14 protein-coding genes are annotated in these 18,891 nt (G+C 33.7%); 10 read left to right on the top strand and 4 right to left on the bottom strand.

Annotation, left to right across the window (positions count from 1 at the left end; translation table 11 throughout):
• Window positions 1-28 precede the first annotated feature (28 nt).
• Genes AC5LW9_RS10920 through AC5LW9_RS10905 form a run of 4 tightly spaced genes read right to left on the bottom strand, consistent with a single transcriptional unit; the run spans window position 29 to window position 3,466 of the window.
• Window positions 29-865 (bottom strand): metal ABC transporter permease, encoded by an 837-nt coding sequence (locus AC5LW9_RS10920; protein ID WP_198228583.1) that lies wholly within the window; start codon window positions 863-865, stop codon window positions 29-31.
• Complete coding sequence (locus tag AC5LW9_RS10915) at window positions 862-1,731, bottom strand: metal ABC transporter permease (protein ID WP_370528591.1); 870 nt, start codon at window positions 1,729-1,731, stop codon at window positions 862-864. The genes AC5LW9_RS10920 and AC5LW9_RS10915 overlap by 4 nt, the downstream gene beginning before the upstream one ends.
• Window positions 1,732-1,733: 2 nt before the next feature.
• Window positions 1,734-2,624, bottom strand: coding sequence for a manganese/iron ABC transporter ATP-binding protein (locus tag AC5LW9_RS10910; RefSeq protein WP_493454381.1), 891 nt, complete (start codon window positions 2,622-2,624; stop codon window positions 1,734-1,736).
• Entirely contained in the window at window positions 2,624-3,466 is an 843-nt protein-coding gene (locus AC5LW9_RS10905; protein WP_493456619.1) for a metal ABC transporter substrate-binding protein, read from the bottom strand. Before AC5LW9_RS10905 ends, AC5LW9_RS10910 begins: the two co-directional genes overlap by 1 nt.
• A 1,069-nt stretch (window positions 3,467-4,535) precedes the next feature.
• On the opposite strand from AC5LW9_RS10905, the gene tssB reads away from it, so the two are divergent.
• From tssB to AC5LW9_RS10855, 10 genes are all read left to right on the top strand, one after another.
• The gene (gene tssB / locus AC5LW9_RS10900; protein WP_198228577.1) at window positions 4,536-5,036 is read left to right on the top strand and encodes a type VI secretion system contractile sheath small subunit; all 501 of its coding nucleotides are present in this window, start codon (window positions 4,536-4,538) and stop codon (window positions 5,034-5,036) included.
• Between the two features lie 74 nt (window positions 5,037-5,110).
• Window positions 5,111-6,643: a type VI secretion system contractile sheath large subunit gene (gene tssC / locus AC5LW9_RS10895; protein WP_198228575.1), complete on the top strand. Its 1,533-nt coding sequence runs from the start codon at window positions 5,111-5,113 to the stop codon at window positions 6,641-6,643.
• 38 nt (window positions 6,644-6,681) lie between these two features.
• Window positions 6,682-8,034, top strand: coding sequence for a type VI secretion system baseplate subunit TssK (gene tssK, locus AC5LW9_RS10890; protein WP_198228573.1), 1,353 nt, complete (start codon window positions 6,682-6,684; stop codon window positions 8,032-8,034).
• Between the two features lie 10 nt (window positions 8,035-8,044).
• A complete protein-coding gene (gene tssL / locus AC5LW9_RS10885; RefSeq protein ID WP_198228572.1) occupies window positions 8,045-8,710 on the top strand; it encodes a type VI secretion system protein TssL, short form in 666 nt (221 codons plus the stop codon).
• Window positions 8,711-8,721: 11 nt separating this feature from the next.
• A complete protein-coding gene (locus AC5LW9_RS10880; protein ID WP_198228570.1) occupies window positions 8,722-10,461 on the top strand; it encodes an OmpA family protein in 1,740 nt (579 codons plus the stop codon).
• 33 nt (window positions 10,462-10,494) lie between these two features.
• Window positions 10,495-10,983, top strand: a complete 489-nt coding sequence (locus AC5LW9_RS10875; RefSeq protein WP_065738788.1) for an Hcp family type VI secretion system effector — start codon at window positions 10,495-10,497, stop codon at window positions 10,981-10,983.
• Between the two features lie 89 nt (window positions 10,984-11,072).
• Entirely contained in the window at window positions 11,073-13,853 is a 2,781-nt protein-coding gene (gene tssH, locus AC5LW9_RS10870; RefSeq protein WP_493455884.1) for a type VI secretion system ATPase TssH, read from the top strand.
• Between the two features lie 263 nt (window positions 13,854-14,116).
• A complete protein-coding gene (locus AC5LW9_RS10865; RefSeq protein WP_493455883.1) occupies window positions 14,117-14,383 on the top strand; it encodes a PAAR domain-containing protein in 267 nt (88 codons plus the stop codon).
• Window positions 14,384-14,387: 4 nt separating this feature from the next.
• Window positions 14,388-15,533 (top strand): hypothetical protein, encoded by a 1,146-nt coding sequence (locus tag AC5LW9_RS10860; protein ID WP_198228567.1) that lies wholly within the window; start codon window positions 14,388-14,390, stop codon window positions 15,531-15,533.
• Window positions 15,523-18,864, top strand: coding sequence for an ImcF-related family protein (locus AC5LW9_RS10855; protein ID WP_198235786.1), 3,342 nt, complete (start codon window positions 15,523-15,525; stop codon window positions 18,862-18,864). The genes AC5LW9_RS10860 and AC5LW9_RS10855 overlap by 11 nt, the downstream gene beginning before the upstream one ends.
• Window positions 18,865-18,891: the final 27 nt, after the last annotated feature.

Raw genomic sequence — 18,891 nt, 5'->3', positions numbered from 1 at the left:
TACTCACGCTTATACCTAACATTTCTCATTAATTCCTAACACTTTGCCTTACTATAAATTGGTAAATCTGCACGCCTAAAAAGATAATGGCTTGCAAAATTACAATACATGCACTGGTCGATGCATCTAAATAGAAGCTAATTAGTGTTCCAATAACAGTTGAAAATATCGAAACAATTACTGCTATCAATAGCATCCTTTCAAAACGTTTAGTTAACGAAAATGCAATAATGCCCGGTGCTATCAGCATTGCAATAACCAAAATCACGCCAGCTGTTTTTAAAGAACTGACGATAGTTAAAGCTAAAACACAAAGTAATCCATAATGTAATAATTTTACCGGTAAACCTACCACTTTGGCTTGAATCGGATCGAAACAATATAACAGTAAATCACGACGCTTGACGATTACTATTGCTGATACTATCCCTGCAATTAACATAATCTGTTCTAACTCAGCATAACTCGTGCCTAGCACGCTACCAAATAGGATATGATTTAAATGTTGTGATGTATCTACTTTTGAAAACAGTACTAAACCAAACGCAAACATTCCCGAAAACACAATTCCCATTACTGTATCTTCTTTTATTCGGCTATTTTCTTTAATATAACCCGTGGCAACCGAGCACAATAATCCTGAGGCAAATGCACCTATGATAATCGGAATCCCTGCTAAATACGCAAGTACAATGCCCGGTAATACTGCATGTGATATGGCATCTCCCATTAATGACCAGCCTTTTAATACTAAAAAGCATGATAGGAGAGCACAAACAATACCCGTGGCTAGTGCCGCAATAATGGCACGTTGCATAAGAGGCAGAGTAAAAGGATAATAAAGATATTCCAATAAATCTGTCATATATTTGCCCCGTTATTTAATCGGCTTTGTCTTATTCGTAAACGGTTTGAGATTAAACCTTGTTTTGGTGCAAACAAAAAGACCACAATAAAAATCAATGTTTGCAGTGTAACAATAACGCCACCAGTTTCACCATTCAAAAAGTAACTAAACCAAGCACCAATCGCACTGGACGATGCGCCAATTACCACGGAAATAATTAACAGCCTTGAAAATCGATTTGTTAGCAAATAAGCGGTTGCTCCGGGAGTGACAACCATAGCAATAACCAAAATAGCACCAACTGTTTGTAGAGCTGCGACAGTACAAGCACTCAAAATAGTGAAAAAAAGAATTTTTAAATGCAAAGGCTTTAGACCAATTGATCGTGCATGGATTTCATCAAAAAATACAACTAACAGATCTTTCCAAAAAAGGAGTAACAAAACCAAAGAAATCAAAATAATGATTTGTACCTGCCACATATCACTATCATCAATGCCTAAAATATTCCCAAAAATAATAGTTTGCGCATTAACAGAGGTGGGATTTAGCGAAATAATTAATAATCCAATTGCAAAAAAAGTCGAGAAAATAAAACCGATAATGGCATCTTCTTTTAAGCGTGTAATGGCACGAATGATAGTTATAGATAACGCTGCAAGTAATCCCGTAAAAAAAGCTCCGACCGAATAAGGTAAACCAAGCGCATAAGCCCCCGCTACGCCTGGGACAACCGAATGTGACAATGCATCCCCCATTAATGACCAACCTTTCAACATTAGAAAGGCTGATAAAAAAGCACAAGCAGCGCCAACAATGCTACTCACCCAAATAGCTTTCAGCATAAAATCATAGGTAAATGGCTCAAGTAAGAATTCCATTATTGTCATCCTTTTGGTTGATCTGACTGGGCATCAACCAACAAATCTTGGTGTGGGGAATCATCTTTACCTTCACCATAAAAAATAGCCGCACGTTCATCGTCAGTTAAGATCGATACTTTACGGGGATCTTCGTCTTGATGTAATTTTTCGCCAGACAAACTCAGATAGCGCAATGCACCACCAAAAGTCGTCATCAAATTTTGAGGGGTAAAGGTAGTTTCGGTAGGCCCAAAAGCTAAGACTGTTTGATTAATTAATACGACTTGGTCACAAAATTCTGGCACACTACCTAAATTATGGGTAGAAACTAAAATAAGATGATTTTCTTTTCGCAGAGCTTTTAATAAATCAATAATGGCATTTTCAGTTTTTACATCAACTCCTGTAAAGGGTTCATCTAGTAACAATACTTTACCTTGCTGCGCTAAAGCTCTAGCTAAAAAAACACGCTTTTTTTGCCCTCCCGATAACTCACCTATTTGGCGGTGCTTAAAATCCAGCATATTTACGCGTTCAAGTGCAATATCAACTTGTTTTTTATCTTCTTTACTTGGGATACGAAAAAACGACATATGACCATAACGTCCCATCATAACGACGTCTGATACTAAAACAGGAAAATCCCAATCAACCTCTTCCGTTTGTGGAACATAAGCTATGATGTTTTGCTTTAATGCTTGAGCAACTGAAATATCATTAAATGTTACTTGCCCACGGGTTGGACGAATCATGCCCATAATACTTTTAAACAAAGTGGATTTTCCACTACCATTCACTCCAACAAGTGCACAAATCGTACCGCCATTAAGGCGAAAACTAGCATCATGAATTGCAGTATGACCATTATTGTATGTTACCGTGATATCATTAACATTTAAGCATATTTGTGTCATTATTTCTCAAATCCTTTAGCTATGGTTTCAACCGTGACTTTTAAAAGATCGATATAGGTTGGAACAGGACCGTCTTTTGTTGAAAGCGAATCAACATAAAGCACACCACCGTATTTAGCGCCCGTTTCTTTGCTAACTTGCTTTGCAGGTTTATCAGAAATTGTACTTTCACTAAAAACAACAGGAATTTTATTCGCTCTGACTAAATCAATAAGATTTTTAACCTGCTTTGGTGTACCTTGTTGTTCAGCATTGATTGGCCATAAGTAGGCTTCTTTTAAATTATAATCACGAGCTAGATAGCTGAATGCACCCTCACTTGTCACTAACCAACGTTGTGCTTCTGGAATTTTAGCCAAACGCTCACGCAGTGGGGTATCAAGAGCTTTGATTTTAGCAACATAATCCTGAGCATTTTTATTATAGATAATGGCATTTTTAGGATCATACTTAACAAAGGCTGCACGAATGTTCTCAATATAAGTTAAAGCAAGTGTCGGTGACATCCATGCATGAGGATTTGGATTCCCTTTATAACTACCTTCTTGGATTGGCATCGGTTCGATGCCTTCTGTCACTATAACTGATGGAACATCTTTAATATCTTCAAAAAAACGTTTAAACCAAAGTTCCAAATTAAGTCCATTCCATAAAACTAGATCGGCTGAAAGCACTTTAGTAATATCTTGAGGAGTCGGATCATATTCGTGTATTTCGGCTCCTACTTTAGTAATTGATTCAACAGTTGCAGCATCTCCCGCAACGTTTTGGGCAATATCTTGGATAACGGTAAATGTGGTAACAACTTTAAATTTTTTTTCTGCTGCTGATGACTCGGACATACCTGTAAGAACGAGCAAAGATGATAGTATTACTGATAGTAGGGTTTTGCGCCGTTTAAAATAATTAAACTTCATTAGCGACTCCTTTTGTTTAATATATAATCAAATTGAAGCAAATTATAGAAAATCAGTGAGAGTTTTGATGATTTAAAAAAGTAAAATCCGTTTTACTGATAATTCTTTGGGCGTTTAATTTGTTATTAAAATTTCATTAATTTAAATGCTAATGAGAATTATTATCACCTAATAGATAAAAGTCAAACTTTTTTTCTAAAATTTGTAAAATTGAACGATTTAATTTTTAAAGATAACTTATTGTATATAAAATTTGAATTAAAAGTAGATTGTTCCATCTATATGAATGATAGATATTATAGAAAAGCATACGTGAAAATATTAACTATTAACCAATATAAAAACATTTATATTTAATAACTACTTAATTATATGACAATACATGCAACCTCATTTATTAATAAAATAATAATGACTGCATTTATTATTTATAATATATAAGATAGTTAAAAGTACAGTATCGCCAACCTTAACAAATTATTGGATAAATATTAACCATTCAGAAAAAATAAAATTACTTTTGTTAAAAGTAGTAGTTAAATTGAAAAATGTTCTCATTAGTCCAAATAAATAAATTTGAAAATTGAAAGCAATATTACTAATAAGCTTTTCTAATTTTTATACTTATTGTCGCAAAATTTATATTTATCAAAAAATGTATACAAATTATTAGGTTATTACATAAAATGGTCATTTTTTAAGATGTGCCATTATTGATTGAATGTTTGATTGAATTTTTTTCATGTGAAAATTATTTATTTATAAATAAATTTTCTTAGAATTTATTAAAAAAAAACTTAATATTTACAGTAAGTTCCTTAATTTCTAATTTTATTTAATGGATATAAGAACTTTTTTTTAAAAAAAAAATTAAATAAAATTATTAATGAAGCTTGTAAATTGATTTTAATTAGTGTAAATTCCAGGCAGAAACGAATCAATAATTGATCTCGCCTCTAAGATTTATAAAAAATAGGGAAATTAAGGAATTAAAATGTCTAATAGTTATCAAAATGAAGTACCTGCTGCGCGTGTTAATATTCAACTAGATCTTCATACCGGTGGGGCTAAAAAGAAAGTTGAATTACCGTTAAAAATTTTATCTGTTGGTGATTATGGTCGTGGTAAAGATAAACGTACTCTTTCAGAAAAAGAAAAAGTTTCTATCAACAAGAATAATTTTGATGCAGTATTAAAAGACTTTAAACCTGAAGCAACAATTACCGTTCCTAATACGCTTGCTGATGATGGTAGTGATGTCAATGTCGATCTCTCTTTTGAATCAATGAATGATTTCTCTCCAGAACAAGTCGCTAAGAAAATCCCTCAGTTACGCTCTTTGCTTGCAATGCGCAATTTACTAAGAGATTTAAAATCTAATCTGCTCGATAACGCAACATTTCGTTATGAACTTGAAAAAATCGTTAAGGATGAACAATTGTCTGATGAGCTACGAGCTGAATTAGAAGCAATTGTATCTGAAAGTACGAAATAGTTTTTTATAAGAATTAGTTCAAAAAATTAATGACAATTTAGTGTCTTAAAGATAAGTATTACGAGAGAACAACAATGGAACAAAAGCAAGAGAATAAAGCTACTGTAGAGACAGTTACACAAGAAACAGGAAGTGTTTACCAATCTTTATTTGATAAAATAAATTTAAATACAATTAAAAAAGTAAGTGATATTGATAAATATGAAGACAATGAGGTTTTGTTTGAAACTTCTCAAGATGAACGTGTTACAATGGCTGTTAATATACTGCTTCAGTTAATACAAGGTTCCTCTCAAAAAATCGAAAAGTTAGATAAGCATTTACTTGATTATCATATCAGCCAAATAGACCAAAAAATAAGTCGCCAACTTGATGTTGTGATGCATGATAAAACCTTTCAAGAAATTGAATCAACGTGGCGTGGTCTAAAATTTTTAGTTGATCGTACCGATTTCCGTCAAAATGTAAAAATTGAATTGCTAGATATATCTAAAGAAGATCTTCGTCAAGATTTTGAAGATGCACCGGAAATTTCCCAATCAGGTTTTTACAGACACACTTATATTCAGGAATATGATACACCAGGTGGTGAACCAATTGGTGTGACCATTTCAAATTATGAATTTGATCGTAGTTCACAAGATATCGCTTTATTACGTAATATTTCTAAGGTTGCTGCCTCAGCGCATATGCCATTTGTTGGCTCTGCTGGACCAAAATTTTTCGGTAAAGAGACAATGGAAGAAGTTGCGGCAATCAAAGATATTGGAAACTACTTTGATCGTGCAGAATATACAAAATGGAATAGTTTCCGTGAAACGGATGACTCACGTTATGTTGGGTTAACTTTACCTCGAGTATTAGCACGTTTACCATATGGACCTGATACTGTTCCTGTTCGTAGTTTTAACTATGTTGAAGATGTTAAAGGTCTTGATCATGATCGTTACCTTTGGGCTAATGCATCTTATGCTTTTGCTGCAAATATGGCACAAAGCTTTGTCCGTAATGGCTGGTGTGTTCAAATTCGCGGTCCACAAGCTGGTGGCTTAGTTGAAGATCTACCAATTCATCTTTATGATTTAGGAACTGGTAATCAAGTTAAAATTCCAACTGAAGTTCTTATTCCAGAAACTCGTGAGTTTGAATTTGCTAATTTAGGTTTTATACCATTATCTTTCTATAAAAATAGAGATTATGCATGTTTCTTTTCTGCTAATTCAACACAGAAACCAACGCTTTACGATACTAAAGAAGCAACTGCAAATAGTCGAATTAATTCTCGTTTACCGTATATTTTCTTATTATCACGTATAGCTCATTATCTTAAAGTTATTCAACGTGAAAATATTGGTGCAACTAAAGATCGCCGAGTACTTGAACTTGAACTCAACAGATGGATTAGTAATCTTGTTACAGAAATGACCGATCCAAGTGATGAAGTTCAAGCATCACACCCATTACGTGAAGCAAAAGTAATTGTTGAAGACATTGAAGATAATCCTGGCTTTTTCCGTGTTAAGACATTCTTAGTTCCTCACTTCCAGATAGAAGGGATGGATATTAATTTATCAATGGTTTCACAAATGCCAAAAGCTAAAAATTAATATCGATTTTATAGGAAAAAACTGGAGTCTCAGGGTAAATGAAAATTTTTCGTCCTTTATGGAATGAGGGCGTCTTTTTGACGCCTCAGCAATTCCAACAACAAGAATTATGGCGGCAATACTCATCACAAAACTTAATGGCTATGTTAGTAGCTAATCCGTGGGGAGTTGAAAAAATAAATATTGATACACAATCGCTTTCAATAGATCGCCTTAAAGCAGAATCGATCAGCATTCGGTTTAATGATGGTGTAGTTGTTGATACTGATATTGCTGATAATTTACCAGAAGCAAGAATGTTGAACAATGATATTCCAGTTGAACTCAATGAAGTCACTGTTTTAATCGGAATTCCATTATTAAATGCTAATGGTGGAAATTGTCTACAAGATAATCAACGTCTAGAAAGACCACTTCGTTATCGAAAAGAGTGGGTTGAAGTACCTGATCTTTTTGGTCAAAACTCTGAAACAATTGCTGTTGAACGATATGCGTTGACCTTTTTATTTGATTTTGAAGATAATAGTGATTATATAACCTGTCCAGTTGCTCGTCTAAAACGTGATCTTAATGGTCGATTTATTTTAGATCTTCAATACATTCCGCCAATATTGAATCTTTTGACACAAAGCGGATCATTACTGAAAGAGCTAGATCTTTTATGTATCCAGATACAAGCAAAACGCCAGCATTTACTTGGTATGCGCCATGAGCGTAATCAACAAATTGCTGAATTTGCAACTGCGGATGTTTCTCTATTTTGGCTCCTTAATGCATTGAGTTCATTTGAACCTCAGCTTAAATTTTTACGTGATAATCCAACAATTCATCCTGAACGTCTTTATCAAACTTTAACTGCGTTTACAGGTTCTTTGTTGACTTTTTCATTAGTAAATAGTGTTAATGATATTCCTGCTTATCAGCATGATAAACTTAATGAGGTTTTCCCTCCGCTTTTTGAGTTAGTGCGTAATTTATTAGAAGAAAGCTTACCTTCACGCGTTATTAAAATTGATTTGGTTCATGATCAAGATACTTTATGGACAGGTCGTTTGAATGATTCACGACTTGTTGAGGATGCAGATTTTTATCTTTCAGTTCGTTCTAGTATGCCTGGCCATCAATTACTTTCACAATTTCCAATACTGTGTAAAGCAGGGGCGCCAGATGATGTTAGACAAATTATACATTCAGCACTTTCAGGTATACCGATCAAAGCATTAAATCATGTACCAGCAGCAATACCATTACGTTTAGAGAATCAATATTTTGCTCTGGATTTGTCTCATAGTGCAGCAAAAAATATGTTGCTTGCCAGATGCTGTGAATTTTATGTTCCAAGGGCAATGCCAGATATTTCATTAGAACTTTTCGCAGTACTGCGATCATAGGGTTAAGGTAATGAATACAGAACCAAAAAAAATTATTATCGATGAATTATTGCGTGACTCAATATTAGTAGTTGTAGAACTAAAGGCAAAAGCAAAAATTCCTTCAGGACATAAACTATATGAACATTGTAAAGAACAGATCAAGAATGTTCGTGATGCTTTATACAATGCACAATATAAACAAGATGTTATAGATGATATTAGTTATGCATTATGTGCCTTATTAGATGAAACAGTTTTGCTTTATCAAAAAGATAATCCTAGCGATCAAGGCTATGATGAGTGGCTTGGTGAACCGCTCCAAGTCATCTATTTTAATACCAATAATGCAGGTTATGACTTATTTGAAAAAATTCGCGGTCGTTTAAAAGATGATAAAAAAGAAGAAATTGTTCTAAGTTGTTTTGATAGAGTATTAGGGCTAGGTTTTCAAGGATGTTATTTAGGAAAAGCTCAAATGGAAAGGGAGCATCTTATATTAGCACTTCGAGAAGCATTGCGTGAATCAGAACCAGAACAAAATCATCCTATTATTGAACAAGCTCAGGATCATCGTTTTTGGGGACGAAAGACTCTACTTTTATCTTTAACAGCATTGTCTTTTATTTGCGTGATTGCACTATACTTTATCTTGAATAATCAACTTGATAATTTAATTGACTCGCTTATTGGTTAAAAAGAGGTCTTATGAGCGATTATCCTAAGCGTATTCAGATTATTTATGCAGCTATCTTAAGCCTATTATTGTTATTTGTCTTTTTGCCAATAACAATGGGATGGCAAATTATAGGATCAGTTTTAGTGGTAGTGATAACCACAGGCATATTATGGCGTATGAAGCACTATCGAAAAGTACTTGCTTCATCGACGACTAATATTGCTTTTTTAACTGAGAAACTTGATTTGCTACCTGCAAAACAGCGTTATCGTCTACCTATTTTATTAGTGACAGGCAGTGGTGCAAAAGATTTTTTCCCTGATGATTTATCTTTAGCCCAATCGAATATTTTAGTTTCTTCTGAAGCCGTTTGGATCTATGTTGATGAATATTCACACTTGCCAATAGTCTATGATTCGTTAATAGCTAAATGGCCTGATATGATTGGCAGGGTAGGTATTTTTTTAGCTTTGACACCAGAAATCGAAGATAAACAAGGGATTTTTATTGCAAAATTGCAAGCTTTTCGTCAATCTTGGGTTGATACAAGCAAAATTGCTAAATATTCGTTACCTGTTTACATATCGGTACATATTGGATTTAATGATTTAATTTATGATGAATTTGAATCTATTCCTGTTCAATGGTTTCAACTTAAAAATCAAAAATTAAACTTGCTTGATCGTTATTTATCTCCATTAAATAATTGGGTGAATGATATTAAAATTTCACCTAAAGAAAGAGAACGTCGTTTAAGTCTTCAAGCTTTTTTAAATGAAACTAAAGATTGGATTGAACAGGTTGTTTTATCAACATTAGTGGATCCTAAACAACCTATAGCAAAATGTATGCCAGCTGCTGCAGCTATTTATCCTGTTAATCAAGAGGCTACTACTAATAATATAATACAAAATAAATGGGAAAGTCTTACAACTATGAGACTCCCTAATACTCGAAAAATACAAGAAAACGTTAGTCCTCCAGATGATTTAGTAAAGTTTATGCCTATTGCATATCCGTTTTCACCTATTAGCTCAATGATCTGTGGATTACTTGTTATAACGTCCTTATTTACTATGGGATGTTTAGGAGCATCATTTAAAAATAATATAAAACTTGCTAAGCAAGTTGAAAGCGATATTGATTTTTATAATTCCATTGCTATGGATAATTATGATGAGAAACTTAACGCATTAGAAATTTTGAAAAACGATAGAATAATGTTGAATAAGTATTTTTCACAAGGTGAACCTGTACGCTTAGGTGTAGGGTTATACCATGGGCAACAACTCATAGAACCGTTAAATATTGCCATTAGTAAATATGTTGCGAAACCACCAGAAGTGATAGAACCACCTCAAGTGGTAATACCAGTGGTAATACGTTTAGATAGCTTATCATTATTTGAAACAGGTCAATCAAATTTGAAACCAGATTCGACCAAAATACTGATCAATGCTTTAGTTGAAATGCAAAAACAAATAAAAAGTAATCAGGAAACAGGGTGGCTCATCTTAATTGGCGGACATACTGATTCCACAGGTAGTGAGGACAAAAATATACAATTGTCTTTAGATCGTGCTATTTCAGTTAGAAATTGGTTCATGAAAACAAGTGATATGCCTGAAACCTGTTTTGCCATACAAGGGTATGGCTCAAAAAAACCGTTGGTTGATAACGATACTGCAGAGAATCGTGCCAAAAATCGACGTGTGGAAATAAGCTTAGTTCCTCAAATGTCAAATTGTTTTTTGACACAAGAAAACTAAGGGATTTAACTAAAACAAAAAAGGAGTAAAACAATGGCTGTTCCAGCATATATGTTCTTAAAAGATGACGGCGGCGCGGAAATTAAGGGATCTGTAACCGTGTTTGGCCGTGAAGGTAGTGTAGAAGTTGTTGAGTTTGATCACAAAGTGTACATCCCAACAGATGGTAATACTGGTAAATTAACTGGCACACGTGTTCATAAAGCACTTGAGTTTGTTAAAGAAGTCGATGCTTCATCACCTTATCTTTACAAAGCAGTTACCACAGGTCAAAACTTAAAATCAGTTGAGATCAAATGGTACAAAATTAACGATGCTGGTCAAGAAATTGAGTATTTTAATACGTTAATGGATGGTGTAAAAGTTGTATCTGTTAAACCAGAAATGCACAATATCAAAGACCCAACAAAAGAACAATACAATCATTTAGAGCGTGTTGAACTTCGTTATGAAAAAATTACTTGGACTTATAAAGATGGCAACATCATTCACTCAGATAGCTGGGTAGAAAGTCGAGCGTAATTTAATATTTGCTGACCCTTTCCTGACTTAAGGGTCAGCATCTTTGGAAATAAAGATTAGAGATCAATATATAATAAAAAGGAATAGTAATGATTGCCGATCCATCTGTTTTATTAAGACGACTGAACCCTTACTGTGCAAAATCACTTGAATCAGCCGCAGAGTTATGTCAAACCCGCGCTCATACTGAAATCACACTTGAACATTGGTTGTTAAAACTATTAGAGCAAGGATCTGGTGATATTACAATCATAGCAAGGCATTATCAACTTGATATGGATAAAATTTGGCAAGGACTACTAAGTTTCCTTGATGCATTACCGCATACCATTAATAATAAACCTAGTTTATCATCATCACTTATTGCTGTATTGCAAGCAGCATGGTTAAAAGCTTCATTAGAAGATCATGAAGAAACAATTCGATCTCTTCATATCCTACAAGTTTTACAAGAAATGCCACAATGCTTAAAGGCTCAAGATGCATGGCAACTTCTTAGCTTAACGCCTGTTTCTTTAAAGAAACTCCGTCCAAAATTAGATGAACTATCTGATGAAAGTCCTTTTAATGATTCAAATGATGGTTTACAAAACGACCTGCAAAATTTAGGTGATCATTCTCAAATAACGCAAGCTGAAAGTGAAAAAGAAGATAATAAAGCTCTTCAGCAAAAACATCATCAAGCTGTATTAAGTCGCTTTACTGAAGATGTTACAGAAAAAGCCAAAGCAGGTAAAATCGATCCTGTATTAGGTCGTGATAAAGAAATTAGGCAGATGGTCGATATTTTATCCCGTCGCCGAAAAAATAATCCAATTTTAGTGGGGGAGCCAGGTGTAGGTAAAACTGCTTTAGTTGAAGGATTAGCCTTACGAATAGCAGAAGGCAATATACCAAATAATCTTAAAGATGTGAGCATATTAGCCCTTGATTTAGGATTATTGCAAGCGGGCGCCGGTGTAAAAGGTGAATTTGAACAGAGACTTAAAAATGTTATCGATGCTGTACAGCAATCACAAACTCCAATTCTCCTGTTTATTGACGAAGCTCATACCATTATTGGTGCTGGAAATTCAGCAGGCGGTGCAGATGCGGCAAATTTATTAAAACCAGCATTAGCTCGAGGGGAATTAAGAACCATTGCGGCAACAACATGGTCAGAATACAAGCAGTATTTTGAAAAAGATGCTGCACTTGAGCGTCGTTTTCAAATGGTTAAAGCGGATGAACCTGATGATGAAAAAGCCTGTCTTATGTTGCGTGGATTAAAATCACGATATGCGATTCATCATGGTGTTCACATTTTAGATGAAGCAGTAAAAACAGCTGTAACATTATCTCGCCGTTATATTAGTGGTCGTCAACTCCCTGATAAGGCTGTTGATCTTTTAGATACTGCTTCCGCTAGAGTGAGAATGAGCCTTGATACTATACCTGAATCGATCATTGAACTTGAAGCAAAAATCGCATCATTAACAATCGAAAAAGTAGCGATTGAAGACGATTTATTATTAAGTGAAAACAATTCATCCGAACGCATAACTGAAATTAATAAGATATTAGATGATTTACAAAAACAATTAATCATCGAGCAAACTCAGTTTGAAGAAGAAAAGAAAATCATTGAAGAACTTATTGAACTGAGAAAACAATTAACGACTACGCCAGAACCAAAAGTATCAAAACAATTAACCGAAACACAAGAAAAGTTAAATAAACTGCAAGGAAACAGACCGTTATTATCGCTTGATGTTGATAGTAGAGTCGTTTCTTCTGTTATTGCTGATTGGACAGGCGTTCCTTTAGAAAGCTTATTAAAAGATGAACAAAGTCATCTCATGGCTCTTGAAGATGATTTACGAAAACGAATTGTTGGTCAGGATAACGCTTTATTTGAATTAGCAAAACGTATTCGAGCCACTAAAACAGGACTGACTTCAGAAGATGCACCTATGGGGGTATTTTTATTAGTTGGTCCGTCTGGCGTGGGTAAAACCGAAACGGCATTAGCACTTGCAGACACATTATTTGGTGGTGAGCAATCACTTGTAACTATTAATATGTCTGAATATCAAGAACCTCATACAGTATCTCAACTCAAAGGTTCTCCTCCAGGCTATGTTGGATATGGCCAAGGTGGTGTGTTAACCGAAGCAGTTAGAAAACGCCCTTACAGTGTAGTGTTATTAGATGAGATTGAAAAAGCCCATCGTGATGTACTTAATTTATTCTATCAAGTTTTTGATCGTGGATTTATGCGAGACGGAGAGGGTCGTGAAATCGATTTTCGTAATACCTTAATACTCATGACATCTAATTTAGGTAATGATGAATTAATGGCTCTATTTGAACAGATGCCAGATGCTGATACGGCTACTCAACATGAGTTATTACGACCAATTATTCGAGAACATTTCCAACCAGCACTATTGGCTCGTTTCCAAACGGTTATTTATACACCGTTATCGGATAAAGCATTGAACCAGATAGTCAAAATGAAATTGGATAAAGTTGCTTCACGAATACAAAAACATTACAAAATTGGCTTTAAAGTTAGTGATCAATTATACGATCAACTTGCTTCTGCTTGTTTGTTACCTGATACAGGGGCTCGTAATATTGATAGTATTTTGAATCAACAAATTTTGCCTGCAATCTCAAATTTATTATTACAAAGAAAGAACAATAGTAATGGGAAAGCTTCAACATTATTATTAGATTTTAGCGAAACGGAAGGTATTGTTCTTGAATTAATTGATGGATCAATAAAACAAAATTCAGAAAGTACAAAGAGTAAATCTGTAAAAAATAAAACAAAACCTATTAAAACTAAGGAAAAACAACAAAAAAAATCAGATAAAATTGATTAATAACATGATGTTTTTTAAATGATATAAACTGGCCAATTTGTCTAAAACTTATTGGTCAGTTTTAAGCAAAATTAAAATAGACAAAAATAATATTTCTTATTAATCATAGTAATTACAGTACAAGTATTGATGACAGATCTTAAATTACTGTCAATACCTAAAATCGTATGCAATACGATTAATTTTAATACTGAAAAAATTGTGAATTTAAAAACATCGTATAACGAGCATTCTTATTTGAGAATTTAAGTAAGGGATAAATAATGGGAAAAAACGTGGTTCGATTGGGTGATCCTACAACTCATGGTGGGGCGGTTATTTCTGTTTCTTCAACAATGATTGTAGAAGGAAAACCTGCAGCTCTATTAGGTGATCTGGTTAGCTGTCCTAAGAAAGGGCATGGCGTAAATAAAATTATTGAAGCTTCAACGACTTGTTTTTCTGATGGTAAACCAGTTGTCGTAGATCAATGTATATGTGAATGCGGTTGTAAAGTGATTTCAACACTAAGTACATCGGAGATTGACTAATATTATGTCTTGGCCTAAACCTAGGGTAGTTAATCCATTAAAACCACCGTTAAAATTACATCGCAGTAGATGGTATCTATTTTTTATAGTTCTGAGTTTTATCACAACTATTTTGCTTATTTTAATCTGGCCGAATGAAAACTATGGTTCACAGTGGATATTTTGGTTGTTTGCGACAATTATTCCAACAATAATTACTGGGATTGCTGTCAGTATACGATTATATTTATATGGTTTAGCTCAAGAAGAATATGAAATTTGGCAGTTAGAACAGAAAAACATTGAAGAAAATTGGCAAAATTGGGCTATGAAATCTTTAGTGATTCTTGATAGTTATTATATTTTACCTAATCACTTAACTGTACAAGACATCTTGAGTAATATTGAAAACTTACCAACTGAAGTCAATAAATCGTTAGAATTTGATGATGAGTTTAATATTAAAATATATCTTGAGGAAGTTTTTTTATCTCTACGTAAATTGCTACATGAGTTACCAGAAAAAGAAATAATTAATATCAATATTTACACATCATTTGAATCAAATGTTCTTTTAGAAGAAGATATTAATAATGCTTATCAAACAGCACAACTGCCATGGAAATATAATTTAACGCAGCATATATCAGATAACGTTAATGCTGAAATACTACAAGAAATGATAGATGACTCACAAGCAAGTCTTCAACTTGTGATTATCAATAATACCATTTCATCAGACTCGGCGTTTTTGTGTGCTTTTTTAGGAACAAGCAAACAACATTATCAAGATTTGGGAATAAATAGTAAGAAAGTTGAAATCTTGAGACCCATGATAGCGACTGAACTTGATAATGCTATTAACCAAATGATAGATATGCAACATGCAATAAAACAAGTAAAGCAACTTTGGTTTGCTAATGTTGATCATAAACAACAGACAGAAATTACAACACTATTAGCAGATCAAGAAATTTCTCTAACCAATCTAGTTAAATTAGACAGTCTTATTGGTAATCATACTGTGTTAAGTTTTTGGCTATCGTTGGCTATGGGATATGAAATGGTTATGCTCACTAACCAAAATAATCTTATGACTGCATATAGTCATAATAAGTGGTTACTTTCAATTTTGACGGGTAGTACGTCGGGAGTCGTAAATGAAAAATAAATGGAAACTGATTGGATTAATTTTCATTATATTATTAGGAGCACTAATTCTAGCTGCTGGACTTTTTTTCTGGGGAGCGGGTTTAGGTTATGTAACAACAGGACAGAAATTTTCAATATGGTTACAAGCAATGCTTTTATTGCTAGGCTTATTGTTAACGCCTGTTATTATTACTAATAATCGTAAAATATGGGCTAAAGATAAAGCTAAGCGTGAATCTTTGAATCCTATTGAAAAGAAACCCGTAAAAAAAGTTATTACATTTCCTGAATTTTCAGAAATAAACAATCAGTGCAAATCCCGTTACGGTCTGTTTTGGCGTTATAAAGTTCGAAAATGTTTGGTTATTGGGACATCAACTGATGTAGAAACATTATTCCCTAATTTACAACAAGCAAAATGGCAGTTAAGTGGTCAAACATTAATGATTTATGGCGGAGATGTTTCAAGTGAAGTAAATATTCCTTGGATGAAAACATTAAAGAAACATTTCTCACGTTATTTACCGTTTTATCATAAACCGTTAGATGCAATCATTTGGGCTGTATCAAAAAATTATCTTGATAATACTCGACAACAACAAGTTTTAGTTGAAAAAACTATATTACAACTAAGATCCCGCGATAAAATTTTAAGATGGTCTGCTCCGCTTTATTTAGTATCAGGACAAACAAGTGAATGGTCACAAGAAGGAAGAATTGAACAAAGCGTTGGGATAACCTTTTCTTCCGCTAAAAATAACATCATTGACTCTGCGGAATTATCGCTAAAACAATTGGCAACAGGATGTTGTCAACGAGGTATACAACAGGTAAAAGAAAACTCTCATTACTCCTATTTGCTTCAGTTAAGCCAAAATCTGGTCAAAAACGATATTGATAAAATTAAGCGATATTTGAGCTCATTGATCTCACTCCGTTATGCTCCAAATCTTCGAGGACTATTTTTTATGCCTCATCAGTCTTCGAAGCCAACGGAAGAACAAGAATTTTACGATTTAAATCATTTTTTTATGACACCAACTTGGCAGTCAATCATTGATGATGCGAAATCAAACGTAGGGCGAAGACTTGGATTAAACTGGGGAGAAATTTCTTGTTATGTTTTATTTATATCTATGGTCATGACAGGATGTGCTATGCTCACATCTTATTTCCGAAATGAATCATTAATTGAAGATAGTATTAAACTTGCCAAAAATGCAGATGATTCTGCTACTAAAGATTATACTTCAAGATTACAAATTCAATATCAGTTACAACAAAGATTAGAACAATTATTGTTTCGTCAACAAAATGGAGCACCGTTATCTTATCGTTTTGGTTTAAATCATGATGATAAATTATTAAAAAAATTGTGGTCTAGCTATTACACAACAAACTTACGTAATATTGTTGTGCCATTTAAAGATATAATGACGGATTATTTAGAGTTATTAACGCAATTACCGCCAGATGATCCTCACCGAGACGAATTAGTACAATCGGCATATGATGTATTGAAAGTATACTTGATGATGAGTCGTCCTAATAAAAGTGATGGGGATTATCTAAGTCAATTTGCAACTAAAAGATGGAGTGCACCAAAAGACGTTAGCGATGGTAATTGGCAAAGATTAATGCCTGATCTGGTTCGTTTTTGGGGACAATCATTAAATATTCATCCTGAGTGGGCACAAAAAGAAGATGCATCATTAGTAAAAAATGCCCGCCAAATATTAATTAATAAAATTGGTGCACAAAATGCAGTTAACTCAATTTATAAAGAGATGATCCAACGAGCTAGCCAGAATTATGCAGATCAAAGTTTGAATCAATTGCTTGATGGGTTTGATAATCATTTACTATTTTTTAGTAAGGATGATCTATCTGGTATTTATACACGAAAAGCTTGGGAAAACACCATTAAGCAGGAAATAAATGAAGTCTCTAAACTCCGCCAAGAACAAATTGATTGGGTTTTAAATGATGGAGGTAATTCATTACCTAAATCGATTTCGTCGGAATCATTAAGAAAACAACTTACTGAACTATATTTTAGTGAATATGGTGCTGCATGGTTGAACTTTTTAAATGGTATAGAATGGCGTCAATCTGACAATGTAACAGATGTTATTGAACAGCTAACAATACTTGCTGATACTAGACAATCTCCTTTAGTCGCATTAGTAAATACAATTAAGTACCAATCAGAGGTAGCTTATAATGAAGATGGTTTATCCAGTAATATTTTACGTTCAGCTAAAGAGCTTATTAATAGCAATAAATCACCAACAGGAATGACTAAAAGGAACAATGAAACAACGGGTCCTTTAACAGAAACATTCGCACCTATTGTTAGTTTGTTAAGAAATGATAATACCAATGGACTATCTTTAGAGACTTATTTGTCGCGTATTACTCAAGTGCGATTGAAATTGCAAAATATAACTAATAGTGCCGAACCACAAACTATGATGCAAGAATTAGCTAAAAGTGTATTTAAAGGTACTTCGGTTGATTTAACTGAAACCCGAGATTATGGTAATTTAATTGCTGCGAATTTAGGAAAAGAGTGGTCAGGATTTAGTTATAGTTTATTCAAAAAACCATTAGAACAATCATGGCAAGTAGTATTAACACCAGCAGCAGAAAGTTTTAATGATATTTGGCAAAACTATGTTGTCAGTCAGTGGAAAAAATCCTTTGCTGGCCGCTATCCATTTAAAAACAGTGAAAATGAAGCTTCTTTACCTGAATTAGCTCGTTTTATTCGAGCTGATACTGGCATTATAGATAAATTTATCACTAGTGAATTAAATGGAGTATTAGATAAAAAAGGTGGTATGTGGGTTGTAAATAATGTTAATGCCCAAGGACTTAATTTTTCACCTAAATTTCTTGAAGCACTAAACTTATTTAATCAACTTTCTGCAGAAGTACTTGAAACAGGCGATGTATCCTTATCATTCGATCTAATGCCTCGTACAGGAGCAAGTACCGCTAAAACAGAGTTAATAATTAATAAGCAGAAACTTGAATATTTCAATCAAGTACCTACTTGGCAACGTTTTAATTGGCCAGGAGATGGATATGCACCATATTCACAGCTCAGTTGGAGTAGTAATAATTCAGGTTTAAGGCTATATGAGTACCATAATGGTGATTGGGCATGGATCAGATTACTTGAATCAGCATCAATTAAACCGCTGGATTCCAGTCGATATGAATTAGTTTGGGAAGCTAAAGATGGTAATAAACTTAGATATGTTTTAAGGACACAACTAGGTGGTGGACCACTAACGTTATTGAAATTACGCAATTTTACTTTACCACAAAACGTATTTGAATAATGTTAAATTAATATCGGATACTGGATT

The sequence above is a fragment of the Gilliamella sp. LMG 34360 genome (genome assembly GCF_984568995.1).
The sequence above is the reverse complement of the archived record's forward strand: the minus strand, read 5'-3'. Positions and strand labels throughout refer to the sequence as shown.